Here is a 23,325-nt window from a genome sequence, read left to right on the forward strand (position 1 = left end):
GACGGAAACACGCAGCCCTTCCCCTCGCGAGGTCTACGCTCGAGAACGCACCAGGACCCCACCGCAAGAGAGAACCCCATGGGCGAATTGCGCCGATTCATCGACGCTGCACTCTTCAACCCCGTACCTGACACCCACCCCACCCCCACCACATACACCCGCAGACGCGTCACCGCGGCCCTCACCCTGACACTAGGCACCAGCATCCTGGCCATCAGCCTACGTATCCCACCCGGTGACCCAAGCTTCCATTGGGCAACTCTCGCACTAGCCCTCACTTGGGTAGCTGGAGCAGCCATCTCCGGCCCCATCTACGCCGGACACGCATGGACACGCAAAAAAACTATTGGCAGCCCCATCATCCAATCTCTAACCCTAGCCGCCATACTCATCGCGCTCTTCCTCACCGGGGCGCTAGCCATCGCACACATCCCAGCCCTTCGAGACCCCGTCGACAACCTGCTCAACCATGCCAGCGGCAACAACCTGCTCATCGTTGCCTTCCTCACCCTCATCAACGGCATCGGCGAAGAACTCTACTTTCGAGGCGCCCTCTACGACGCCCTACCTCCAGGCCACGCCGTCGCCATCAGCACCATCATCTACGTACTCGTCACCGCAACCTCCGGCATCCCTCTACTCATCCTTGCCGCACTACTACTGGGCACCATCACCGGACTTCAACGCCGCGTCACCGGAGGAATCCTGGGCCCAATCATCGTGCACTGCTGCTGGTCCGGATCCATGCTTTTCCTCCTGCCCCCACTACTGCAGATCCTGAGGTGAACCACATGACCAACACGCCCCAACCACTCCACGTACTTGTCACCGGAGCATCCGGCTACATCGGCGGCGAACTCGTACCAAAACTCTTAGCCAACAAGCACCACGTTCACGTGCTCACCCGCAACGCCTCATCTCTGGATGATCGGCCCTGGAAAAACAACATCACCATCATTGAAGGCGACGCAGCAGCCCCCCAAGATCTCGACCGCGCTCTGACCGACACAGACGTCGCCTACTACCTATTGCACTCCATGAACTCTTCAAAAGACTTCCGTGCCCAAGAAGTTAAAATGGCAACCACATTCGCCGACGCTGCAGAACGTGCCCATCTGAAACGAATTGTCTACCTCGGCGGAATCCACCCCGACCACGAACGCCTCAGCGAACACATGGCCTCCCGCGCTGAAGTCGGTCAGATCTTCCTCGACTCCCCCGTCCCCGCAGCCTGCCTGCAAGCCGCTGTTGTCCTCGGCGCAGGGTCAGTCTCCTACCAGATGCTTAAACATCTCACTGAACGACTCCCGCTCATGCTCGTGCCCAACTGGCTACGTAACCAAGTCCAACCCATCGCCATTAAAGATGCACTGCACTACCTCGCCGGTGCTGCCACGCTTCCCTCCGATGTAAACCGCACCTTCGACATTGCCTGCGACGAGATCCTCACATACGAAAACATGATGAAGCGGTACGCAGCCGCAGCAAGACTGAATCCCCGCATCATGCTCCCCATCCCCCTGCTCACACCTGACATCGCAAGCTGGTGGGTAGGCCTTGTCACCCCCATCGACGCAGGAATAGCTCGCCCCCTTATGGGAAGCCTCGTCCACGATGTCATCGCTAAAGAAAACGACATACGTGACTACCTCGGCACACCACCTGGCGGAGTCACCAGCTACGACGACGCCATTCGCGCAGCCATGTCCGACCAGAAAAAACACTGACAACGCCACAGGCGCGGCTCTTCTGAGAAGAAAGCAGCGCCTGCGCGAAAGTTCCTCACCCGATCACTTCAAAAAGTCACCGAAGTTCTTCGGAAGTTTGTTTGGATCAAAGTTCTTCATCAACTCTTCGGCACTCGGCTGCTTTTTAGCACCTCCCAAAGCCCCGAAGGCCCCACCAGGAGCTCCCATTGTCGACTCAGCATCCGCGCCGCCGCCAAAAGCCGCATCGATAGCAGCCTGACGGGCAGCTTCACGCTTAGCTTTGAGCTCGGCCTCTTGCTGTGCACGCTTAGCAGGGTTACCGGACTTGCCTTTGACAGCTTTGCCCTTCTTCTTCCCCTTACCGCCACCTACGGCCCCCGGCATACCAGACATCCCGGGCATACCAGGCATGCCACCACCATTGCGCAGCTGGCGCATCATCTTTTGTGCCTGACCAAAACGCTCCAGAAGCCCATTTACTTCCGATACATGCACACCCGAACCACGAGCAATACGTGCACGCCGTGAACCGTTAATAGCTTTCGGGTGGCTGCGCTCATAGGGAGTCATAGAGCGAACCATCGCCTCAACACGATCAAACTCTCGCTCATCCAGCGCATCCAGCTGATCGCGCATCTGATTCATACCGGGCATCATTTTGAGCAAGCTCTTAAGCGAGCCCATCTTGCGGATACCCGCCATCTGCTCCAAGAAATCATCGAAGGTGAAGTCCTCAGCTTCGATGAATTTACGAGCCATGCTGGATTGCTGACGTTCATTAAACGCCTTCTGCGCCTGCTCAATAAGAGTAAGCACATCTCCCATATCGAGGATCCGGCTGGCCATACGGTCCGGATGAAAAACCTCAAAGTCCGTCATGTTTTCGCCTGTCGAGGCAAACATGATGGGACGACCTGTTAGGAAACGAATCGACAACGCTGCACCACCACGCGCGTCACCATCCATTTTGGTGAGCACAACACCGGTGTAGTCCACCCCAGAAAGGAACGCTTGGGCAGTCTCCACAGCTGCCTGGCCAATCATGGCGTCAACGACGAACAACGTCTCATCTGGCTGGATAGCATCGCGAATATCACGAGCCTGAGCCATCAACTCAGTGTCAATAGCGAGACGTCCTGCAGTGTCAACAATGACTACGTCGCGCTGCTGATGCTTAGCTTCCTCAACACCACGGCGCGCAACCTCAACAGGGTCGCCATACCCTCGCGTGCCAGAGCCGTACTCCACCGCAGCGTCATAGCCAGCAACGTTCCCGCGCTCCGGAGCGAAAACAGGCACACCCGCTCGCTCTCCCACAATTTCCAGCTGCGTCACCGCATTCGGGCGCTGCAAGTCAGCAGCAACAAGCATCGGCGTATGTCCCTGCTCTTTAAGCCAGTGCGCCAGCTTGCCCGCCAAAGTAGTTTTACCTGCACCCTGCAAACCAGCCAGCATGATGACCGTTGGTGGGTTTTTAGCGAGCTGAAGCCCTCGGGTCTGAGCCCCCAGAATTTCAATCAGCTCATCATGGACGATCTGCACAACCTGCTGGCCCGGGTTAAGGGCTTGATTAACCTCGGCCGCGAGCGCGCGCTCACGGACGTTGCTGGTGAAGGCGCGCACCACGGGAAGTGCTACGTCGGCGTCGAGAAGGGCGATACGGATGTCGCGGATCGTCGAGTTGACGTCCTTCTCGGACACACGGCCGCGCCCGCGCAGATTCGTGAACGTTGCGGTCAGTCGATCCGAGAGAGAGTTGAACACCGCCCCAGGCTACTCGACCGGCGGGGGCGGCACCCACATGGGTGCGGTCAAGATGTGGCAACTGGACGGTATTGATGACGCTTGGCGTCAAGGATCGCGAATGCCCCCGAGACGAAGCAGGCTAGGGCCGAGACCATCTCTGCCCACGGTGTGACTCCACCATGAACGTCGCTGAGAAAGAATCCCGCCACCGCGATACATAGGACAGGGTTTGTGAAGAAAAGGCTTCCCCACATGGCAAGTGCTGCAGCTGATGGCGGGCGCCGCACTGGGCGGGTCCCATAGTCGAGGGGGCGAAAAATCGGGTAGATAGAGCGATGAATGCAGTCACCGGAAGGACGACGGTAAATACCCACCATCGGTAGCTGTCTATCCAGAAGTTGGAAGCAACGATGTGCTGCGGAACGGCAGTATGAGCTGCCCAGAAAGTAATAAGAGCCCCTAAGAGCAGGATAACTGCGGTTATAGCGGCACAGGCTCGGCTGACAGTGCAGTTGCGGTAGAGAAGTGCGGCCATTGCGGCAGCGGCTGCGACAAGGGCAATGCCGCACAGCCATGCTGCGGGGGCAATGTGAACGGTGACGGGATAGACGATAAAGAAATCAAAGTCCGATCCTGTGCGATCTCCGCAGGTTTTTTGGTGAGGTCACTGCCTATGCAGGCAGACCATCTTTTGCTGGCAGCGGCAGCCATGAGAAGTCCAGCCGCGATGAGCAGTCCGGCAGCGAGGAAGATCCTCTGCGGTGGTGGGTCTGGTGTCATCGACAGCTTTTCGGTGACGCGTTGATCCATTCGCTGGCCGACTCCGTGCTGGCTCATCCATCCATCATCACTGACCGATTGTTCGGTGTGGTGACTGCTGTGATGGCACAGGTGAGATTCAGTAGAAGTGGCATTTATTGTGCTGAACCGGGGTTTTAAGACTGTCGTGTTTGTGTTTTTGGGGACTCAAGTACTCGGTATGCGTCGCGGAAAAGTGTTTTCGGTGACATCAGTAAGAGATATTTCGCATCGCTAAATGGCAAAAAGAAGCCCCGGCCGATTGCCCGATCGGCCGGGGCTGTCACCCTTTTTATCCCCTCACGTGTTCCACGTTAGAGGCTCATCCTGTGATTCCGCTGTGCTTCTCCGGTACATTCCCCGCATTACGAGTTGCCTTGCTAGGAAGGCAAGTTGGTCTTACGGGCGGGGTCTGGTCCGAGGATGGAATCAACGAAGGAAGTCGGATCAAAGGGAGCAAGATCATCGGCACCTTCACCAATTCCAACAAGCTTGACAGGAACTTTGAGTTTGCGCTGAACGGCTACGACGATGCCGCCTTTAGCTGTCCCGTCAAGTTTAGTGAGAACGATTCCAGTGATATTCACTGCTTCGGCAAAAACCTCAGCCTGAGCAAGGCCGTTTTGACCAGTGGTGGCATCAAGTACAAGCAGTACTTCATCGAGAGGGCTCTGCTTTTCGATGACACGTTTAATTTTGCCTAGCTCATCCATGAGATTGGTTTTGTTATGCAAGCGCCCAGCTGTATCCACGATGACGACATCACTACCAGCTTCGACACCAGCTTTTACCGCCTCGAAGGCAACCGCAGCCGGATCAGCCCCTTCTTTGTCACTTCGAACAGTGGGCACCCCAACCCGCTGACCCCATGTTGTGAGTTGGTCGGCAGCAGCAGCGCGGAAGGTATCTGCGGCACCGAGAGTGACCTTGCGGTTCTCCGCCACCATGACACGAGCAAGCTTGCCAACGGTGGTGGTTTTACCTGTCCCGTTAACACCTACAACAAGAATGACCGCCGGGCGGCCATCGACTTGCCTACTGGAAATACGTCGATCCATGGTGGGATCAACCACGCGCAAGAGTTCTTCATGAAGCCAAGCACGGATCGTTGTCTCATCTTGTGCGCCCTCAGCAGCAACGCGTTCCCGTAGCGCAGTCACAATGCTGGAGGCGGCCTCGGGACCAAGGTCAGCAGCAATGAGGGTGTCTTCCAGGTCCTGCCATGTTTCCTCGTCGAGGCGCCCCCCGGCGATGAGGGTAAGGAGGCCACGGCCAAGGGCCGAGTTAGACCGAGATAAGCGAACACGTAACTGCTGTATTCGTCCCCGTGCATTCGCGGGTTGTTCAAGTTCGACAGGTTTTAAGTCTTGTTGCTGTGGTACCTCCGGTGCGGTGTTGGCTGGGGGGAGCTCGGTTTGGCGGCGCCGTCCTGGCCCGAGGAGCGTGACTAACGTCCCCACGCCAATGACGATCACCCCGATGACAGCGAGGAGAATTCCTCCGAAATCGTTGAGTATCTGATCCACAGGACCAGTCAACCAGGCGAGCATCGCCTGGTGGGCCTTTACTCGGCGCGGCGCAGCCCGGTCGGAGTTTCTTCGTGCTCTGTAGCTGTCTGAGCGTTGGTGTCGACGGCGCGGACATTGCCGTTCCACCGCTGGCGGGCGTCAATGACGTTTCCGAGTTCGGAGCTATTGGGTAGCGGTGCCGCAGCCTGCTCGCCGGGTTTAGTCACGCTGTTCGCGCAGCTTTCGGTGTTCACTTCACTATTGGCGCTGACCTCGACAGAAGACTTCACGGCGATTTCAGTTTTTTCAACGCACGCGAGCTGGGCTGCGCAGACAGCTGGCTTACGCGCCTTACTACCGGCGAATATCCGTCGCCCGCGACCGGTGTCACCTTCCCTCTCGTCAGCGGTGCGCACCGGTGCAGTTCTACGTCGTGCGGCATTGTGTGCCTGAGTGCGAACATGCACCTTGGATGGTGTTCTGCCGCAGTTAGATGCCCATCGAAGGGCAATCACCATGATTGAAGTGCCTATTGCCGCCACCGCCAGAAGCCAGATTACGAGCGCCACCATGACTACATCATCGACGGCTGAGGCGAATTCGCGATATGTAGTGTGTCGACATTCGGTTACGATCGGGCACATCTTTGGCAATAAATGGGACACAGACCCCCGCCACAGCTGCGGTGTTCGCAAGCTTTTCCGGCACTCAGATAGTCGCTAGGCCTCAACTAACTCTGCCGCTTTAAAACCGAAAAAGGTTAGCTCACAGGCCTACTGCATGCTCATTTATCGTGCTACTTAGTCAACGAGCAAGCCCATCACTTACGCATCCAGGACCTTTTTTCACGCTGCCGTGAACGAAGTTCCCCCGGCGAGCAGCGGACAGATTTTTCTTTGTAGTTGTCTCACTTGTCGGCACGTTTCTTATCGCAGCACGCCTCGACGAGGACTACTTACGCACTGGCGCGATCTGCGGCTGGTGATTCGTGCTGGTTCCGAAGCCGTTGCGAGACCACTCGGGTTACCCCATCTCCACGCATCGTCACGCCGTACAACGCGTCAGCTTTTTCCATGGTGCGTTTCTGATGCGTGATGACAATGAGCTGACTGGACTCACGTAGCTCTTCAAAGAGCATGAGCAACCGACCCAAGTTCACATCATCCAAAGCAGCTTCAACTTCATCCATGATGTAGAACGGGCTCGGCCGGGCTTTGAAGATAGAGACGAGTAACGCCATCGCAGTCAGAGATCGTTCCCCACCGCTGAGCAGCGACAGTCGTTTTACTTTCTTTCCGGGCGGGCGAGCTTCCACCTCGATACCGGTAGTAAGCGGGCTGTCCGGTTCGGTGAGGATTAGTCGCCCTTCTCCCCCTGGGAATAGTCGGGAGAAAACACCAGCAAATTCGCGCGCGGTGTCTTCATAAGCCTCCATAAAGGCGCGCTGTACTCTGTCATCAACGTCAGCGATGATCGATAGGAGATCTCGTTTACCAGCACGCAGGTCTTCGATCTGTCCGTTGAGGAAAGCATGCCGTTCTTCCAAAGCCGCATACTCTTCGAGGGCCAGCGGGTTGACTTTGCCTAGTTTGGCGAGCTTCTTTTCTCGGTCTTTGACGATCGCTTCTTGTTCTTCGCGGACGTAAGGGCGCGGTTCGGTGGGGATCTGGGCGCTTTTGCGGCGACGGGTTTTCCTCGGTGTTGCTGTGTTCCCTGGGTCTTCAGCAGCAGTCGAAGCATTTTCAGGTGCTTCGGTGGACATAGCGGAAGCCACTTCCAGCGGCGGGACGAGCTTGTCGGGGCCGTATTCATCGAGGAGAACATCTTCTCCAATGCCGAACTCTTCGGTCACTTTGGTGAGGAGATTCTCGATGCGCATGCGCAGTTCAGCTCGCGCCATTTCGTCACGGTGTGCCGTGTCGGTAAGGGTGCGTAGCTCTTCGGCAAGTTGGTCAGTGCGGCCTCGCGCAGCGGCCAGGTGTTCTTCGACCTGTTGGCGTTCGGTGGCAATGCCATCACGGCGGCTAGTCCCGATCTCCATCGATGTGGTGATTCGGGCAACGCTGTGCTCAGCGGCTTCGCGCAGCAGGGCAGTGGCTTGGATCTTGCTCTGCAGAACGGTGCGGCGTCGAGCTGCCTCAGATCGTGCATTTTCCTCGGCACGGGCTGCGGCTTCGAGCCGGTCTGCTCTTCCTTGACTTGCGCGCAGGCGCTCTTCAGCGGTTCGTAGGTTAAGCAGGCAGGAGGTTTCTGCTGCTCGAGCTGTTGATGCGGCAGCTTCGAGGCGAGCCAATTGTTCTGTTGAGGGTTCCTCCGTCTCGGGGGCAGCTAGGGCTGCTTCATGACGGGCGTGGATTTCTTCGAGGGCGACCCGGTCTGCTGCGAGCGCGGATGCTGCTTTTTCAGCGGCGGCGGTGAGTTGTTGCACCTGGGTGGTAGCAGCTCGCAGGGTTGCTTGCAGTGCGGCGAGTTTGGCTGTTTTTGCTGCTTTCTCTGCGTCTGTTTTTCGTAGTTCTTCGGTGAGATGTTTGAGGCGATCGGTCAGGGTTTCGGCCAAGCAAGAGGCGTCAGCTACTACTGTGGCGGCTTGCTCTACTCGAATAGAGGCTTCTTCTTGGTGGCGGTGGGCTTCATCACGAGCGGCAGCGATTTCGATGCGGCTTGAACCGGGCTCGCCGGCGGCCTGGACGAGGCCGGGTGCGAATATGTCGCCAGCGCGAGTAACCACACGTAGGTGTGGTGTCGAGGGTGCGTGGGCACTCAGGTATTCGACGGCCTCAGTAACGGTTTCGACGCAGACTGTTTTTGCCAGCAGGGCGGCAACCACGCTGTGTACATCTGGTTTCGCAGTGATTAGGTCGATGGCTCGCTGTCCGGGACAGTCGGATTCTGGTGTAGCAGCTGGTAGCAGTTCGTCGTCGGCTACCACTATCGCTGCTCCGGCATCACCTACCGTGCGTAGGTGTGTCAACCCCTCGATGGCTTGTTCAACCGTCGGGTATGTGACGGCTTCTCCTGCAACGCCAAGAGCTGCTGCGATGGCGGTTTCCCACCCGTTGTTCACGGTGATCATGGATGCCAAGGTTCCCCATGATGGTGGGGCGTCATGAGCTAGCAAAGCTTGCGAATCGCTCATGCTGCGCAGTCCCATTTCGAATGCTTCACAACGGGCGTGCGCGCGGTCTCGTTCACTCATTGCTTGGCGGTGGCGCTGTTCGGCTTCGCTGACTGCTTGGAGTGCCGCTGCGTGTTCTTCGCGGACACGAGCCAGCTGGCGTTCGATGTCGGATTCGTTTTCTTCTGCTGAGAGCTGCTTTTGGAGAGCGTGGTGTTCTTGCTCGGCCTCGTCAGCTTTTTTCGTTGCTGTTTCGATCTGCGCCTGGGATGCGGCCCACTGTGATTCGAGAGTTTCCACGCGGGATTGTTTTGCAGCTACTTGTCCAGCCAGTTTCGCTAGTCCTTCTCGCCTGTCAGCAAGGGCTTTAGTGACAGCTGCGATACGGTCTCTTTCTTCGGCGTGGGCTTGCTCGGCAGAGCTGCGTTCTGTTCGGATAGTTTCTAGGTCGTTGCGCGCTTGTTCGACTTCTTCGGTCAGAGTTTGTTCGAATTCGCGTGCTTTTTGTGCTTCGGCACGTAGTGCTTCTGGGTCTTTGCCCGTGTGATTGTGCGTGGCACGTTCCATCTGTTGTAGAGAGTTCAACCGTTCTGTTGCCAACCGACCGTAGGTGGCGAACTTGTCACGCAGTACCTGCAGTTGATGCGTTTGTTCGTTGAGTGTTTCTGCTTCGCGTGTAACTTCTCCTGCCCGCGCTGTTGCTGCCACAACTGCTTCTTTGGCGTGTGCGAGTTGGGCTTGGACTTCGATAGCGCGTGCTTGTAGCGCTGTGTGGTCGGCTTGTTCCTGGGTCAAGGTGGCTTGTTTCTGCACCAAGTCATCTGCATATAAACGAAGGCGGGCGTCCCTGACTTCTGCCTGCCATAGGGCGGCTTTTCTGGCTGTCTCTGCCTGGCGTCCTAGAGGACCAAGACGGCGACGCACTTCACCTGCGAGGTCGACGACGCGGCTGAGGTTGACCTCCATCGTCTCCAGTTTTCGGAGTGCTTTTTCTTTGCGGCGTCGGTGTTTGAGCACCCCTGCTGCTTCTTCGATGAGTCCGCGGCGTTGTTCCGGCGTGGATCGCAGAACGTCATCGAGGCGTCCTTGGCCGACGATGACGTGCATTTCTTTACCGATGCCTGAGTCAGACAGGAGTTCTTGAATGTCGAGAAGGCGGCAGGCTGTGCCGTTGATCGAGTACTCCGAGCTACCGGCCCGGAACATTGTTCGAGAGATTGTCACCTCGGAGTAGTCGATGGGTAATGCGCCATCGGAGTTATCGATGGTCATCGTCACTTGGGCTCGCCCTAGCGGTGCGCGGCCTGAGGTGCCGGCAAAGATGACGTCTTCCATTTTTCCACCGCGCAGCGATTTAGCGCCTTGCTCCCCCATCACCCAGGCGAGGGCGTCCACCACGTTCGATTTACCTGACCCGTTGGGCCCCACCACTGCGGTGATTCCCGGCTCTAGTGTGAACGATGTTGCCGAGGCGAAGGACTTGAATCCACGCAGGGTGAGATTGGCGACGTACACCCGGGCAGTTCCTCTCGTTGGCAAGGCTTTCGACGTGGAGAGCCTATCCACAACCCTTTCTGGGGGTGGGCGGGCCGACACATCCGGTATGCAGTGATTCCACGACTTAGGAGGTCGGGAACGTACGCTGGCCATGCCAAGCAACACATTCAGCCGTCTATACGTGGCACCGACCTGAAGGAGTTCCATGAACCGGCGTTTCACGCTCCGCGCAGCGGCAACGATCCTCGTTCTGCCTCTTGCGCTCAGTGCTTGCGGCAACGGCGGCAGCTCGTCCGACACCGGAAACACAGGCCAGAACAACTCATCCTCCGCGCAATCACAGGGCGCAGGAGGTCCGTTCAATTCTCAACCAGGTGCTTCCGTCGATAAGGACACCTTCGTCGAGAAGATTAACAAAGGCATGGTCGCGGCAGGGACTTACAAGATCTCCACCAAAACCACCATGCCCGGCTCGGAAATGGCCCTGAACGGCTACGTCGATGGACGCGAGCAAGGCAAACCCAAGTTCAAAGGCACTGTCTCCACCGGCGGGCAAACCATGAACATGATCATGGCCAACCAAAACGTTTACGTACAGCTAGCTGGCCTGACCGGAGACAAGTACATCAAAACCCCCTTGGAAGACCTTCTTCACTCCAACGGCGGAAACCTCTCCGACATGCTCGACCTAAGCAAGCAACTCCAAGCACAGAAAGCCGCGATCCAGTCCGTCACCTACGTCGGCCAATCAAATGACAGCGGCACCCAGGTCTTCCAATACAAAGTGAAGCTCGACCCTCACGCAGCAGCGAACCTGGCCACCGGCGCACCCCATGCACACCCAACGGCAGGGGCCGAGAAGCACCAGCATGACTACTTCTTGGACGCCAACGGGCAGCTTCACAAGATGAACATCGACATCGCGGGGGCAAAGAGCGAAACCACCTTCAGTGAGTACGGAAAGTCCGTCACAATCACTGCCCCACCCACAAGCGAAGTCACCACGATGCCTGCTCTCGGAGGCATCAAGAAACCTCAAACTCCGGAAGCACAAGAAAAATAACTACTGCCTCTGATGTAGGTGTGGGCGGCACCCCAACTGGGGTGCCGCCCACACCTACATCAGGGCTTAGTGAACCTCACAGTTCACGAAACCGTCCCACATCTTGACGAACACTGCCCCACTGCGTCACCACTGCCTCCACCCTGCCAGGGCGCCTGTGCTGGCTTGGCTGCGCTGCCAGACGCGCACCTAACTCCTCGATCGCCTCTGGACTTCCTTGAGCGACCACTTCAACACGTCCATCACACAGATTGCGAGCAAAGCCATCAAGCCCAAGTTCCAGTGCCTGTGATTTTGTCCACCAACGAAACCCGACACCTTGCACATGCCCGGAAACAAAAAACGTCGCTTTTTCCACGCTCACCAGCTGTTCATCTCCTCCGGGATCTCTTGGGCAACCTAGATTCGGCTGCAGCCAAACGGTAGCCGACCGAACCTGAGCTGCCCCACACGACCAGCTATTTCTCAGTAAAAGTTCTTGTGGCGCGGCTACTCTGATCCCCGTCCTGCCAAGAGCAGCCGCACGTTAGACACGCATCTCATGAGGTGAGCACGCTGAAAAACTTGAATTTGACCGCCGCAGCAGTACTCCTTCACCCTCGGGTGCGTCGTAGCAGCGGTATGGCTGCGCTCCTTGCCACAGTACTGCTGGCCTCAGCATGTTCCAGCCCAGCTTCTCAACAGCAACAGCAGCGACCCGCTGCGCCATCGAACACAGCAGCAGCCGTACCTCCTGGCTCGGCACCAAGCAGCTCGGGTACTTCTTCGAGCACACCAACTGCTTCCAAAACTACGCCAGGCAGCACCCCGTCAAAGCCCTCCAGCTCTCACGTGAGCCCACGCCCAGCTGTGCCGGTTAAAAAGACCAAACGTCACACCTATAAAGTCATTACCCGCGGGAAAGTCCTCACAAACACGAAACAGTTCGCCGCCGAAGCCGCGAAGATCTACGCCGACCCACGAGGGTGGAAAAAGGCAAGCCATCGGTTTGTTCGTGTGCCTGCGAGCGCCCCAGCAGATTTCACCCTCGTCCTGGCCTCCCCACAGAGCGTTGCTTCCTTCTCCCCCTCGTGCAAAAAGCAGTTCAGCTGCCGAGTAGGCAAATACGTAGTCATTAATGACCTCAATTGGCGCAAGAAAACCCCTGCTTTTAAAGGATCGCTGGACACCTACCACCACATGGTTCTCAACCATGAGACCGGGCACTGGCTTGGATTGAAGCACCGTTACTGCGCCAAGAACGGTGATAAGGCTTCTCTCATGCAGCAGCAGTCAAAAAGCCTTCAAGGCTGCGTTGCCAATGGGTGGCCCACAGATGCTGAGGTCGCATCCGTCCGATAATTCTTAGCGCTACACAGGGCCATAGGCATCCGGGCCGAGGCCCAGGTCCCCAGGCCGTACATCGCATGTGCGCACAGTACGCAGTCGCGCCGTCATCGGGTCCGGAACTTTGGAGGCAGCCAGGCCTATGCCCCACGCAGGTTGCATGAGCAGCCAGGCCGCTGCGCATGTCGCAAGACCCGCCGTCATGGCTGGCACCAGGGTGGGCTTGTTGAGCCAGCCCGGCCGCACGGCAACGAAGGGGAGGGAAAACCCGAACCGATGACGTAGTGAGCCACAAGGCCGATCTCATGCTCGCGCTCGACTGGTTTAGCGGTCATGATCGATTCGTGGGCAAATGCTCCGCGGCCAAGATGTTTGAGTTCCATGAACCCTCCTCGTGGTTTCTGCCACTTTGGAGCTCATCCCCACCAGGCTGCGTCACTTCCGGGAACATCGGAACGTCTCGTTGACCAGACTCTCTGCATTGACAGGAATCTCGACAAGCACGCTTTCGCGACTCGAACACGGTCAACGCAAACCCAGCCTGAAACTGTTACTGCCGATTTCCGCCGCACTTTGCGTCTCTCTCGACGAAATGATTGCCCCACCGCGTGTCCGTCGATCCACGCGTCCGCAACCCACCAGAACGGACAGCGGAGCGAACCTTTATCCGTCTTACCCACCATCCCCATAATCCGCAGGCGTACACGGTGACCATTCCAGCCCTCGACGAGCCGCGCACCCTGCGAAGCCATGACAGCTATGAATGGATGTACGTGCCCAGTGGCAGATCCGCCTTCTTCTGGAAGACCAGGACCTCATCCTCAAACCAGGCGAAGCTGCCGAGTTCGACACCGCAATCCCCCACTGGTTCGGCACAGTCGGCAAACGACCCATCGAACTACTGACAATGTTCAGTAGCCAAGGCGAGCGACTTCACCTACGTATGTCGCTCGGCAACAGCCCCTCGTCCTGGGGCAGCCGCTGACAACTCGGGCAAAATGTCGAACTCCGATTAGTGAATTGGATCCGTCGCATCGGAGTGCCGCATCGTTTGCATGGTTTACCCTCGCGCCCGTAAGCATCCAGGGACCGGTCGAAGTAGCCGCTCTGACCATTGACATTCACATACAGCGAATCAAAACTCGTCCCGCCCTGGGCCAGTGCATCCCGCATAACATCTTGCGCATGGCCGAGAAGAGCAACAAGCTCGGACTGCCGTAAGGAAGATGAGCGGTGCTGGCCATGAATACCTGCGCGCCACAACGACTCATCTGCATAGATATTGCCGATACCTGAAACGACCCCTTGATCGAGCAGTCGCCGTTTCACTTCACTATTCGATGCACGAATCCGTGCGCTTACCTGCTCTGCATCAAAGATTGGTTCAAGCGGATCGGGAGCAATATGGGCTACCGGAACAGGCACACCGAAAGGATGCCCCTGGCTAGGGGAATCCAACTCGGCCAGCGCCAGCCCACCAAACGTGCGTTGATCCACAAACCGCAGCACCTTTCCCCCAGAGGAGAGGGGTTCTGCAGAATTCTTCGCTGAGCCATCAGATAGCCAAAACTGCGCATGGGTGTGTTTGGGGGCTTCACGGTGACAATCTTGAACAAGCATCTGCCCACTCATCCCCAAGTGGACGATCAAAGCCATAAGAGCAGAACCCTGCGCTGCCACTTCATGCGCTGGTTCAAGCACCAGCCACAAATACTTACCCCGGCGGTCCACCGCTCGTACGTGCGCCCCCGTAATCTGCGCACTCAAATGCTCTGGGCCCAAGACATGGCGGCGCGCCACCCTGGTGCCACGTAAAGACACACGTGCAAAGGTCTTGCCAACTACATGATCGGCAAGACCTCTACGCACAACTTCAACTTCGGGGAGTTCAGGCACGCTGCCCTGCCTAGCCCTTCTTATTCACCTGTTCAACGGAGTCAACCACTGCCTCAGCAACCTCTGCCTCCGTAGCGGAAACAACAGCTTCGGCTTTTTCTTGACGTTCCTTCAACATCGTCCACGCAAATTCAGCAGCTTGTTGCTCCGCTTGCTTTTTGCTGCGGCCAACCCCGGTGCCGAGCACTTCTTCACCCACCACAACGGAGGCGGTGAAAACTTTCTCGTGGTCAGGACCTTCTTCACTGACTCGGTACTCCGGAGTACCGATAGACATCACGCTGGACAGCTCTTGGAGTGAAGTTTTCCAGTCCAAAGCAGCACCAAGCTGGGCTGACTTTTCAAGCAGTGGGTCAAGGATGTGGTGAACGAATACGCGTGCACCCTCCAGGCCTCTTTCCAGGTACACCGTGCCAATAAGCGCTTCCATCGTGTCGGCGAGGATGGAGGCCTTGTTACGTCCTCCTGTGCTTTCCTCACCGCGACCAAGCAGAAGATAATCGCCCACGCCGAGCTCACGAGCCACCTTCGCTAAGGCCCGCATATTCACCACGGCAGCGCGCAACTTAGCCAACTGGCCTTCTGCCAAATCAGGATGATCGGCATAAAGTGACTCAGTCACAACCAGACCAAGCACCGAGTCTCCAAGGAACTCCAGGCGCTCGTTATTAGGAAGACCACCGTTCTCGTACGCGTACGAACGGTGTGTCAACGCGTGATCGACGATGCCGCTGTCAACGGTGCCACCGATGATCGCAACGATCTTCTCAGTGAGCTCGCCAACCGGTCGCCGCTGATGTGTCGTCTTGTGTTTTGACGCCATCGCGACCTACGGCCTCAGTCCTGGAGCTCGGAGCGCTCCGCGGCCGAATAATGACGGCCGTTGTAAACGCCACACGACGGGCAAGCCACATGCGGGCGCTTGGGCTGTGTACACGTGGGGCACGAAGCCAGCGTGGACACACTTGTCTTCCACTGCGCGCGACGCGAACGGGTATTGGAGCGCGACATCTTCCGCTTGGGGACAGCCACGTCAGTTCCTCTTCTCTGGATCGGTGTCACCATCGCTGGTCTGAGCAACTTCCTGACGGAGATGAGCCAGCGCAGCCCAACGAGGATCGGTCTGGTCGTGTGAGTGCTGAGGATCCTCCGACAGGTGGTCTCCGCAAGTTGAACACAGACCAGGACAGTCCTCATCACACACCGGCTGGAACGGCAGCGACAGCACCACCGCATCCACGATGACAGGCTCAAGATCGATTAAATCGCCCTCGATAACCCGCTGGTCCTCGTCTTCATCACCGACCTTTTCATGACGAGCGGCACGATCGGCGTAGGCGAACAATTCTTGAAAGCTCACATCGACTGACTCGTCAATGTCGTCCAAGCACCGCACGCAAGCACCGGTAGCACGCGCCCGCATTTCTCCACTCACGAGGATTCCCTCGATCACGGACTCCAGCCGGAAATCCACATGCATAGGAGTTCCTTCTTCAACCCCCAGCACATCAGTGCCAATACGTGAGGGGGCAACTGCATCGAAGGCATCTTCCACCATCGACCCAGCCCTGCGATTCAAGCGCCGGGTATCAATCACCAAAGGCCCGTGCGGATCAAGCTCGGTCATGGAATTACTCACTCCCAACAGAGGCTTCACAGCCTGCAGCTTCGGTCGGTTCAGCATGGCCCGTTAGCTCGAGATTCTTGGTGCGAAACCGCATCAACGAGGCGATTAGGGACAATGCGCGGACCGAATATCAATTTTAGCTCAGCAGAACCACGCCCCCCAAAACGCTTCAACTCTTCACTGCCCCAATTAACAAGGGAAAACGAAGCCAAGCAGCACCTACCGGCATCACCCAACTCCGAACTACGAATTCAAACGCTCCATCAACGCTGCCTGTACCCGCGGCGGCACCAACCCCGTGACATCACCCCCATACCCGGCCACCTCCTTCATCAGCGAACTAGACACCTCAACGAACTCTGGACTGCCGGGCACAAACAACGTCTCCACCCCACTCAAACGCCTATTCATCACCGCCATCGGTAACTCGTAGGCATAGTCAGTCTCTCCCCGCAGACCCTTCACAATCGCAGAAACCCCCAGCTCACTACACACATCCACCAAAAGCCTGCCCGCATAAGAACGCACTTGCACCCGCCCGGCAAGCCCCCGCTCCTGAAGCTCCGCCTCAACCAAAGCCACCCGTTCATCCGGAGAAAACAGCCCCTGCTTGGCCGGGTTATGCAACACCACCACAAAAACCTCATCAAACAAAGCAGCTGCTCGCGCAACCACGTCAAGATGCCCGCACGTAACCGGATCATACGAACCAGGGCACGCAGCACGACGAATCAGACGCTCACTCATGCGCCGACCGTAACAGGCTGCACAACACAGGCGGGGTTCGAATGTCTGACCCCTGATCCTCAGACACTCGAACCCCGCCCGAAGAAACCAGTGCCGATAAACACCGGTTCCCTTTTCCCCTGCACTCCCCGGCAGGGGAAAACCTGTCAAGCGTGGTCGGTTACGCGAAGGAAACCGACCACGCACTCACTCTGAAGCCAAAGCCGCAGACGCACTAACCTTTGCCGCACGAATCGCAGGCAGAACCGAAGCCAACCAGCCAGCAGCCAACGCCACCGCGACCACCAACAGCAATCGTGCCCAGGGGATATCGACGGTGACACCACCTAGATCATTCAACAAAGCGTATGAGCCAGCGATGCCGTAGCTGATGCCCAGCAGCAACCCAAGAGCTGTACCAACACCTGTCAACACCAACGCCTCCAGCCCGAACATCGCACGCAGGCCAGACTTCGGCAAACCTAGAGCCCGAAGAAGACCCGACTCACGCGTCCGTTCGAACACGGACAAACCTAGAGTATTGCCAATACCAACCAAAGCAATAACTACGGCCATCGCCAGCAATCCGACAACAACAAGCAACACGATGTTGATGATCTTCTGCAGGCTTTCGCGCGCCGCAGCCGCTCCCTGAACGCGAACACCTGGAAGACCGCTCAAGTACTCAGCGACTTTCCGCTCACCAGTCGAGGCCTCAACGCCGTCGGCATACCGCACCCACACTTGGTTTAAAGCCTTAGGGTCCAGGCGTTGAACACTGTTAAACGTGGTGTAGAAAGCCTCCAACTCGCCCGAAGAAACCACAGCGGTAAGCGATAGAGTCTCGCCGCCCTCAGTAGTGACAGTCACAGGCGAACCATCAGCAATTCCCGCATCACTGGGAAGCAAAATCTTCCCGTCAGCCAGTCCAGTGAAAGCATCGGCACGACGGCTGACCTTGACAGCCTCAGCAGAAACTCCCACCAACGCCGAATCCGGGATAGTGACACTTCCTGATTTGACTGTGACGGACGTCGAGTTACCCAGACCGCTGCGCTCCACCTCAGGTGTAGCCGCTAGTTTGTCTGCGTGAGCTTGCCCCAGCGGGGCCTCAGCAGAAATCTGAGAATCAACCGGGAAATGACGATCCAGTGACGCATTGATCGACGTCGTCCCCGTCGCAGCACCCACCAGCATCATCGTCACCAACGTGACCCCAACCAGCAGCGCACTGGCTGTGGCGGCAGCACGCCCCGGGTTACGTCGAGCGTTAGCCACTGCCAATCGGCCTGCCACACCCCCGCTTCGCAACGGAGCACCAACTACAGACGCAGCCATAGGAACCACCAGCGGCGTCAACAACATGACACCCAGGAAGCTACTTACTCCACCGGCCACACCGAGAGGGATCCCACTACCACGCGCGCTCAGCACCAAGCACACAGCCCCAGCAACGAACAGCGCTGTCCCGATCACAATGCGCAACCGCGCAACCCGTCCCTCAGCCTGCGCTGAAATAGGCCGCAAAGCAGCAATCGGAGCAACCCGTGTTGCAGCACGCGCTGGAGCCAAACTCGCAAGCACCGTCACCACAACACCCACAGACATCGGCACCAGAACCGCTGTAACGCTGGGAACCAGCCCATCTATCCCCTTCGCAAACGACACGACGATCGCAGCGACGGCCGCACCCAATAGCAAACCAATAACAGAGCCAATAACCCCAACAAGGAATGCCTCAAAAAGAACTGCACGGCGCACCTGAGCACGATCTGCGCCGATGCAACGCATCAACGCCAGCGCACGCGTACGCTGCGCAATCAAAATCGAGAACGTGTTAGAGATCACCAAGGCAGAGACGAAAATGGCGATAACAACAAAACCCAGCAGCATCGTGGTGACTGCCTTGATGCCCGAGTCAAGAAGCCTTTGACGTTCAGTAACCTCTTCAGCACCCGTGCGCACCGTCAAACCAGCAGCGGCAGGAAGCCCCGCCACCAGCTTTTTGGTTTTTTCGTCCTCCATACCAACGTCAGGCAGATTCACTTGCACCTGGAGAAAACCAGTCCTGCCCGTCAGCTCCCAAATATCGTCATCCAGAGAAAACGCCAACGGAGCAACACCATCAGGACTGCTCTTATCCGGCGACACCACACCCACTACACGCAATGGAGTAGTTCCCCCATTGCCATCTTTGGCAGCCTCTCCCGAAAGAAAATCTACGGTCTGCCCTATCTGAATCTGACGCTGGGCAGCGACATCGGAAGAAACAGCAATCTCTCCTCGAGTTGTTGGCAACCGCCCCGAATCCAGCTTCGTGCGCTCATCCAACACAGGCAACGATTTCAGCTGCAGCGGCTGCTGACCAGTGTGAGTTCTGTGAAAAGTCAACCCCCCTGCGATAGCAGTCACTTTGGCCTGCGGCAACGAAGATTTCACCTGAGAAGGCAACGCAACCGGAATAGGCCCTTCCCCACTATCTGGGACAGAAACCACCGCGGCCGCCCCACCCACCGATGCCGCAGCCCGCTGCTTCAACGTTGCCTGCACCGAATTACTCACAAGCAACGTGGTTGCCATGAACGCAACACCCAACGCGATAGCAACAAGCACACTCGCCAAACGCCTACCTTGACCAATAACACTGGCCAAGGCCATCTTCATCGACGTTTTCATGATCACGCACCCAACTCACGCAGAGCCGACAGCACCTGGTCGCTAGAGGGCGTCTGCAAATCACCAGCAATCCGCCCGTCAGCCAAAATCAACACCCGATCTGCATACGTCGCAGCATTCGGATCGTGAGTCACCATCACAATGCTCTGCCCCAAATCGCGAACACTATGCCGCAAAAACTCCAACAACTCATGACCAGTCACTGAATCCAAAGCCCCCGTGGGCTCATCAGCGAAAATCACCTTCGGGCGCATCACCAATGCCCGAGCCACCGCCACTCGCTGCTGCTGCCCACCGGAGAGCTGTGTAGGCCGGTGTGACAACCGCTCCCCCAAACCAAGCACCGACACAACATGGTCAAACCACTGCATGTCCACCTTTCGGCTGGCCAACTCCAGCGGCAGCAGGATGTTGTCCTTCGCCGACAAAGTCGGCAACAAGTTAAACGACTGAAACACAAACCCAAGCTGATCCCGGCGCAGCCTCGTCAGCTCTTTGTCATTCAACGTGGTCAGGTCAGTGTTCCCCACCCAGACATGCCCGTCCGAAACATCTTCCAAACCGGCAGCACAATGCATCAACGTCGACTTACCCGACCCAGAAGGCCCCATGATCGCCGTGAACTGCCCCTGCCCAAAAGAAACATCCACATGGTCCAACGCCACCACACGGGTCTCCCCCTCGCCGTACACCTTCGAGAGATCCTCAACCTTGAGCGCAGGCTGCGCAAACTTCTCCGCAGGATCCATCTCCAACGCAGCGGACACCGGTGATGCGGTCATGATCTTGCTCCTGATCTGTACGTCCGCTCCTTGTCCAGGCAAGCGGAAGCGCCCCGACCCCGGGGCGCCGTAGATATCGGTAGATGATGAAAACCACAGTACGAAGCGCGACCGACCCCCCGAATCGGGCTACGGTCTGGTTTTCACATACCCCACCAGGAGCACGCCAACCCCACCCACGTACGACCCAAGTCGTACCTGAACGTCAACGATCAAGCATCACCACGGCGAGGCCGAACCAAACCCGTGTCGTAAGCCAACACCACCATTTGCACCCGGTCCCGCAACCCTAACTTCGACAAAATCCGACCGATATGGGTCTTCACCGTCGCCTCCGCCATGAACAAATTCGCCGAAATCTCGGCGTTATTCATGCCCTGCCCCACCGCCACCAGTACTTCACGTTCCCTATCAGTCAAGGGAGCCAACACGCGCTCCTTATCAACACTTCGCTCCGAATCTGCGTTGCCCATCCCCGGCAAGAAACGCTCCAACAAACGCCGCGTCGCACTCGGAGCCACCACCGCATCACCAGCGAACACCGCACGAATAGCCGCCAACAACTCCGCAGGGCCAGCGTCTTTCAACAAGAAGCCGCTCGCACCGGCATGCAAAGCCGCATGCACATACTCATCCAAATCAAACGTCGTCAACACCAACACCTTTGTGGCAGAACCTGACTCCACAATGCGTCGCGTTGCCCCCACCCCATCCAGCACCGGCATCCGGATATCCATCAAAACAACATCCACCCCCGTCCCAGGATCAGCTACCGCAGCCACCGCAGCAGCACCATCCCCCACCTCACCAACGACCACCATGTCCGGCTGAGCATCCAAAACCATCCGAAAACCCGCACGCACCAACGCCTGATCATCAGCCAACAACAACCGAATCGGCTCACTCACGAATGACCTCCACCATCAGAACCAACACCAGGCGCCATACCCAACAACGACGACGAATGCTCCGACTCCGCAGACGGCACACTCGCAACAACCTCAAACCCGCCACCAAAGCGCGGACGCGCCGAAAAAGTACCACCCACCGAAGCAATCCGCTCCCGCATCCCAATTAACCCATGCCCCTGCCCATCATCATGCGAAACACCCCCACCCGTATCCCTTACAGCCACTGACACTTTCCCCGGCGTATACGCCAACTCCACCGCAACCGTCACCCCAGCCCCACCATGCTTCAACGCGTTCGTCAATGATTCTTGAACCACCCGATACAACGCCATCTGCGCAGCCACATCAAGAGTCTCCACCCGCGCCGGATCCCCCACCACCGTGAACGTCGCCGGAGTTCCTGCCGCATCCACATGCGCCACCAAATCACCAATACGATCCAACCCACCCTGCGGCGCATACTCCACCTCATCCCCCGCACGTCGCAACACCCCCACCAAACGCCGCGTCTCACTCAACGCCCCCCGCGCCGTATCACCAATCGTGCCCAAAGCCCGCTCAGCCACCTGACCCGCCGTCGCCGGATCACCATGAGCCAATGCATACGCCGCACCATCAGCCTGCACAACGATCACCGACAACGAATGCGCCACCACATCATGCATATCCCGCGCAATACGGTTGCGTTCCTCCTGCACCGCCAACCGCGAAACCGAATCTCGCTCCCGCTCCAACGAAGCAGCCCGCTCCCGCAAAGACTCCACCAACTCATATCGCTGCCGACGCAACGCCCCCGGCACAAACGAAGAAACCACCAACCCCATCATGAAAACCGATGTCATCACGTAATTAGCAAGCGCCGCCAACCACGAGCCCCCGTACGAAGCCTTTTGCCAGTCATACACACCCAGCAAGCAGCCGACCAACGCTGCCCCCAACCACCACCACCGCAACTGCTTCTTGCCATACGCCGCCACCGCGAACAGCATGATCAACGCAGAAACATTCCCCGGATACGGCCAGTCCAGAATAAAAAGCTGCACAACACACCCAAGGAAAACGCACAGCATCGCCCTATCCGGACGAGTCCGCCGCCACAGCAACGGCACCACTGACCCACCCAAAACCCACACAGAAGAAAAAACAGGCGGCAACCACCCCTGATTGAACTCCTCTTCCGTCACGGCCACCAGCACCAGAAACCCCACCGGAAACGCCCACAACGCATCAGCCACCATCGGATGGCTACGCCACCACGCACACGCACGACGCCACCACGCATACGCACGAATCACCGAACGCACCAACGGAAGATCTCGCACAACACCACCGTAGGGCCCAACACAACCCCTGTCGTCACACCAGGGTCGTATCCTCCTCAACCGCTACCGGCTGCACAAACCACAACTGCGTCTCCCCATATGTCCGACCATCAAAACACTCCAACCCCAGCGGCCACACCGGCTCAGCCGTACGGCTCGACCGCTCCACCACGACCACCGCATCCGGATCCAACACCCCAGGCACAGCCAAACGGCCACAAATCGCCTCAATCACCTCATTCCCCACCTCATACGGCGGATCCATAAACACCACCTGAAACGCCCCCTGCTCCACCTGCGGCACATACGTCACCGCAGAACCAGCAACCACAGACACCACATCCGCCACCCCCAAATCACGCGCATTACCCCCTGCAATAGCCACCACCGGCCGCGCCGACTCCACTAACACCGCCTGCGCAGCCCCACGCGACAACGCCTCAAACGCCAATGCCCCCGACCCGGCATACAAGTCCAAAACCCGCGCCCCAGCCAACACATCAAAATGATCCAACCGACTGAACAACGCCTCCCGCACCCGATCCGTCGTCGGCCGTGTCCGATCCCCCTTCGGAGTGTCCAAACGACGCCCCCTAAACCGGCCAGCCACAATACGAGTCACA

At 57.8% G+C, this 23,325-nt stretch carries 25 protein-coding genes; 6 read left to right on the forward strand and 19 right to left on the reverse strand.

Translation table 11 applies throughout. The annotated features are described in order from the left end of the window. The first annotated feature begins 78 nt into the window (after positions 1 to 78). Together AC2T9U_RS08520 and AC2T9U_RS08525 are read left to right on the forward strand one after the other, a co-directional pair. The gene (locus AC2T9U_RS08520; protein ID WP_493695814.1) at positions 79 to 786 is read left to right on the forward strand and encodes a CPBP family intramembrane glutamic endopeptidase; all 708 of its coding nucleotides are present in this window, start codon (positions 79 to 81) and stop codon (positions 784 to 786) included. Between the two features lie 5 nt (positions 787 to 791). Next, positions 792 to 1,727: an NAD(P)H-binding protein gene (locus AC2T9U_RS08525; protein ID WP_493695815.1), complete on the forward strand. Its 936-nt coding sequence runs from the start codon at positions 792 to 794 to the stop codon at positions 1,725 to 1,727. A 63-nt stretch (positions 1,728 to 1,790) separates the two neighbouring features. Here AC2T9U_RS08525 and ffh read toward each other — a convergent pair whose 3' ends face one another. From ffh to smc, 6 genes are all read right to left on the reverse strand, one after another. Next, a complete protein-coding gene (gene ffh, locus AC2T9U_RS08530; RefSeq protein WP_493695816.1) occupies positions 1,791 to 3,473 on the reverse strand; it encodes a signal recognition particle protein in 1,683 nt (560 codons plus the stop codon). A gap of 47 nt (positions 3,474 to 3,520) precedes the next feature. Continuing rightward, positions 3,521 to 3,832: a hypothetical protein gene (locus tag AC2T9U_RS08535; protein WP_493695817.1), complete on the reverse strand. Its 312-nt coding sequence runs from the start codon at positions 3,830 to 3,832 to the stop codon at positions 3,521 to 3,523. A 103-nt stretch (positions 3,833 to 3,935) separates the two neighbouring features. Next, positions 3,936 to 4,292, reverse strand: a complete 357-nt coding sequence (locus AC2T9U_RS08540; protein WP_493695818.1) for a hypothetical protein — start codon at positions 4,290 to 4,292, stop codon at positions 3,936 to 3,938. Between the two features lie 341 nt (positions 4,293 to 4,633). Beyond that, positions 4,634 to 5,803: a signal recognition particle-docking protein FtsY gene (gene ftsY / locus AC2T9U_RS08545; RefSeq protein ID WP_493695819.1), complete on the reverse strand. Its 1,170-nt coding sequence runs from the start codon at positions 5,801 to 5,803 to the stop codon at positions 4,634 to 4,636. Between the two features lie 14 nt (positions 5,804 to 5,817). Then, complete coding sequence (locus AC2T9U_RS08550; protein ID WP_115029542.1) at positions 5,818 to 6,177, reverse strand: hypothetical protein; 360 nt, start codon at positions 6,175 to 6,177, stop codon at positions 5,818 to 5,820. 539 nt (positions 6,178 to 6,716) lie between these two features. Next, positions 6,717 to 10,391, reverse strand: a complete 3,675-nt coding sequence (smc, locus tag AC2T9U_RS08555; RefSeq protein ID WP_493695820.1) for a chromosome segregation protein SMC — start codon at positions 10,389 to 10,391, stop codon at positions 6,717 to 6,719. Between the two features lie 187 nt (positions 10,392 to 10,578). On the opposite strand from smc, the gene AC2T9U_RS08560 reads away from it, so the two are divergent. Beyond that, positions 10,579 to 11,436 carry a hypothetical protein gene (locus AC2T9U_RS08560; protein WP_208303070.1) on the forward strand — a complete coding sequence of 286 codons (858 nt, stop codon included), beginning with the start codon at positions 10,579 to 10,581 and terminating at the stop codon, positions 11,434 to 11,436. A 76-nt stretch (positions 11,437 to 11,512) separates the two neighbouring features. Here AC2T9U_RS08560 and AC2T9U_RS08565 read toward each other — a convergent pair whose 3' ends face one another. After that, a complete protein-coding gene (locus AC2T9U_RS08565; protein WP_424948702.1) occupies positions 11,513 to 11,800 on the reverse strand; it encodes an acylphosphatase in 288 nt (95 codons plus the stop codon). Between the two features lie 467 nt (positions 11,801 to 12,267). On the opposite strand from AC2T9U_RS08565, the gene AC2T9U_RS08570 reads away from it, so the two are divergent. After that, positions 12,268 to 12,777 carry a DUF3152 domain-containing protein gene (locus tag AC2T9U_RS08570; RefSeq protein ID WP_181815991.1) on the forward strand — a complete coding sequence of 170 codons (510 nt, stop codon included), beginning with the start codon at positions 12,268 to 12,270 and terminating at the stop codon, positions 12,775 to 12,777. A gap of 9 nt (positions 12,778 to 12,786) precedes the next feature. Here AC2T9U_RS08570 and AC2T9U_RS08575 read toward each other — a convergent pair whose 3' ends face one another. Next, positions 12,787 to 12,966 (reverse strand): DUF2938 family protein, encoded by a 180-nt coding sequence (locus tag AC2T9U_RS08575; RefSeq protein WP_493695821.1) that lies wholly within the window; start codon positions 12,964 to 12,966, stop codon positions 12,787 to 12,789. Continuing rightward, the gene (locus AC2T9U_RS08580; protein ID WP_493695822.1) at positions 12,963 to 13,145 is read right to left on the reverse strand and encodes a hypothetical protein; all 183 of its coding nucleotides are present in this window, start codon (positions 13,143 to 13,145) and stop codon (positions 12,963 to 12,965) included. Before AC2T9U_RS08580 ends, AC2T9U_RS08575 begins: the two co-directional genes overlap by 4 nt. A gap of 11 nt (positions 13,146 to 13,156) precedes the next feature. Here AC2T9U_RS08580 and AC2T9U_RS08585 point away from each other — a divergent pair, with 11 nt between their 5' ends. Both AC2T9U_RS08585 and AC2T9U_RS08590 read left to right on the forward strand, forming a co-directional pair. Continuing rightward, positions 13,157 to 13,453 (forward strand): helix-turn-helix domain-containing protein, encoded by a 297-nt coding sequence (locus tag AC2T9U_RS08585; RefSeq protein WP_493695823.1) that lies wholly within the window; start codon positions 13,157 to 13,159, stop codon positions 13,451 to 13,453. A 72-nt stretch (positions 13,454 to 13,525) separates the two neighbouring features. Next, the gene (locus AC2T9U_RS08590; protein ID WP_493695824.1) at positions 13,526 to 13,747 is read left to right on the forward strand and encodes a cupin domain-containing protein; all 222 of its coding nucleotides are present in this window, start codon (positions 13,526 to 13,528) and stop codon (positions 13,745 to 13,747) included. Here the strand turns inward: AC2T9U_RS08590 and mutM are convergent. From mutM to rsmD, 10 genes are all read right to left on the reverse strand, one after another. Next, positions 13,696 to 14,658 (reverse strand): bifunctional DNA-formamidopyrimidine glycosylase/DNA-(apurinic or apyrimidinic site) lyase, encoded by a 963-nt coding sequence (gene mutM / locus AC2T9U_RS08595; RefSeq protein WP_493695825.1) that lies wholly within the window; start codon positions 14,656 to 14,658, stop codon positions 13,696 to 13,698. The two genes, AC2T9U_RS08590 and mutM, sit on opposite strands and share 52 nt — an antisense overlap. Before the next feature lie 10 nt (positions 14,659 to 14,668). Beyond that, on the reverse strand, positions 14,669 to 15,370 hold the full coding sequence (gene rnc / locus AC2T9U_RS08600) for a ribonuclease III (protein WP_493696948.1): 702 nt from the start codon (positions 15,368 to 15,370) through the stop codon (positions 14,669 to 14,671). Between the two features lie 125 nt (positions 15,371 to 15,495). Beyond that, positions 15,496 to 15,690 (reverse strand): 50S ribosomal protein L32, encoded by a 195-nt coding sequence (gene rpmF / locus AC2T9U_RS08605; protein ID WP_115029529.1) that lies wholly within the window; start codon positions 15,688 to 15,690, stop codon positions 15,496 to 15,498. A gap of 1 nt (position 15,691) precedes the next feature. Next, positions 15,692 to 16,285, reverse strand: a complete 594-nt coding sequence (locus AC2T9U_RS08610; RefSeq protein WP_208304345.1) for a YceD family protein — start codon at positions 16,283 to 16,285, stop codon at positions 15,692 to 15,694. 243 nt (positions 16,286 to 16,528) lie between these two features. Further along, complete coding sequence (coaD, locus tag AC2T9U_RS08615; RefSeq protein ID WP_115029527.1) at positions 16,529 to 17,032, reverse strand: pantetheine-phosphate adenylyltransferase; 504 nt, start codon at positions 17,030 to 17,032, stop codon at positions 16,529 to 16,531. A 186-nt stretch (positions 17,033 to 17,218) separates the two neighbouring features. Continuing rightward, the gene (locus tag AC2T9U_RS08620) at positions 17,219 to 19,687 is read right to left on the reverse strand and encodes an ABC transporter permease (RefSeq protein ID WP_493695826.1); all 2,469 of its coding nucleotides are present in this window, start codon (positions 19,685 to 19,687) and stop codon (positions 17,219 to 17,221) included. A gap of 2 nt (positions 19,688 to 19,689) precedes the next feature. Further along, entirely contained in the window at positions 19,690 to 20,469 is a 780-nt protein-coding gene (locus tag AC2T9U_RS08625; protein WP_424948703.1) for an ABC transporter ATP-binding protein, read from the reverse strand. Between the two features lie 212 nt (positions 20,470 to 20,681). Then, positions 20,682 to 21,377 carry a response regulator gene (locus tag AC2T9U_RS08630; RefSeq protein ID WP_493695827.1) on the reverse strand — a complete coding sequence of 232 codons (696 nt, stop codon included), beginning with the start codon at positions 21,375 to 21,377 and terminating at the stop codon, positions 20,682 to 20,684. Beyond that, positions 21,374 to 22,702 (reverse strand): sensor histidine kinase, encoded by a 1,329-nt coding sequence (locus AC2T9U_RS08635; RefSeq protein WP_493695828.1) that lies wholly within the window; start codon positions 22,700 to 22,702, stop codon positions 21,374 to 21,376. Before AC2T9U_RS08635 ends, AC2T9U_RS08630 begins: the two co-directional genes overlap by 4 nt. A 34-nt stretch (positions 22,703 to 22,736) precedes the next feature. After that, positions 22,737 to 23,324 (reverse strand): 16S rRNA (guanine(966)-N(2))-methyltransferase RsmD, encoded by a 588-nt coding sequence (rsmD, locus tag AC2T9U_RS08640; protein ID WP_493695829.1) that lies wholly within the window; start codon positions 23,322 to 23,324, stop codon positions 22,737 to 22,739. Position 23,325 lies beyond the last annotated feature (1 nt).

The sequence above is a fragment of the Dermatophilus sp. B7861-1 genome, from assembly GCF_058996045.1.

Excerpts from the sequence above, each read along its gene's own strand:
- AC2T9U_RS08520 (WP_493695814.1), top strand. The coding sequence starts at position 79 with ATGGGCGAATTGCGCCGATTCATCGACGCTGCACTCTTCAACCCCGTA.
- AC2T9U_RS08525 (WP_493695815.1), top strand. The coding sequence starts at position 792 with ATGACCAACACGCCCCAACCACTCCACGTACTTGTCACCGGAGCATCC.
- AC2T9U_RS08535 (WP_493695817.1), bottom strand. The coding sequence starts at position 3,832 with ATGGTGGGTATTTACCGTCGTCCTTCCGGTGACTGCATTCATCGCTCT.
- AC2T9U_RS08540 (WP_493695818.1), bottom strand. The coding sequence starts at position 4,292 with ATGAGCCAGCACGGAGTCGGCCAGCGAATGGATCAACGCGTCACCGAA.
- ftsY (WP_493695819.1), bottom strand. The coding sequence starts at position 5,803 with ATGCTCGCCTGGTTGACTGGTCCTGTGGATCAGATACTCAACGATTTC.
- AC2T9U_RS08560 (WP_208303070.1), top strand. The coding sequence starts at position 10,579 with ATGAACCGGCGTTTCACGCTCCGCGCAGCGGCAACGATCCTCGTTCTG.
- AC2T9U_RS08575 (WP_493695821.1), bottom strand. The coding sequence starts at position 12,966 with ATGACGGCGGGTCTTGCGACATGCGCAGCGGCCTGGCTGCTCATGCAA.
- AC2T9U_RS08580 (WP_493695822.1), bottom strand. The coding sequence starts at position 13,145 with ATGGAACTCAAACATCTTGGCCGCGGAGCATTTGCCCACGAATCGATC.
- AC2T9U_RS08590 (WP_493695824.1), top strand. The coding sequence starts at position 13,526 with ATGGATGTACGTGCCCAGTGGCAGATCCGCCTTCTTCTGGAAGACCAG.
- AC2T9U_RS08610 (WP_208304345.1), bottom strand. The coding sequence starts at position 16,285 with ATGACCGAGCTTGATCCGCACGGGCCTTTGGTGATTGATACCCGGCGC.
- coaD (WP_115029527.1), bottom strand. The coding sequence starts at position 17,032 with ATGAGTGAGCGTCTGATTCGTCGTGCTGCGTGCCCTGGTTCGTATGAT.
- AC2T9U_RS08620 (WP_493695826.1), bottom strand. The coding sequence starts at position 19,687 with ATGAAAACGTCGATGAAGATGGCCTTGGCCAGTGTTATTGGTCAAGGT.
- AC2T9U_RS08625 (WP_424948703.1), bottom strand. The coding sequence starts at position 20,469 with ATGACCGCATCACCGGTGTCCGCTGCGTTGGAGATGGATCCTGCGGAG.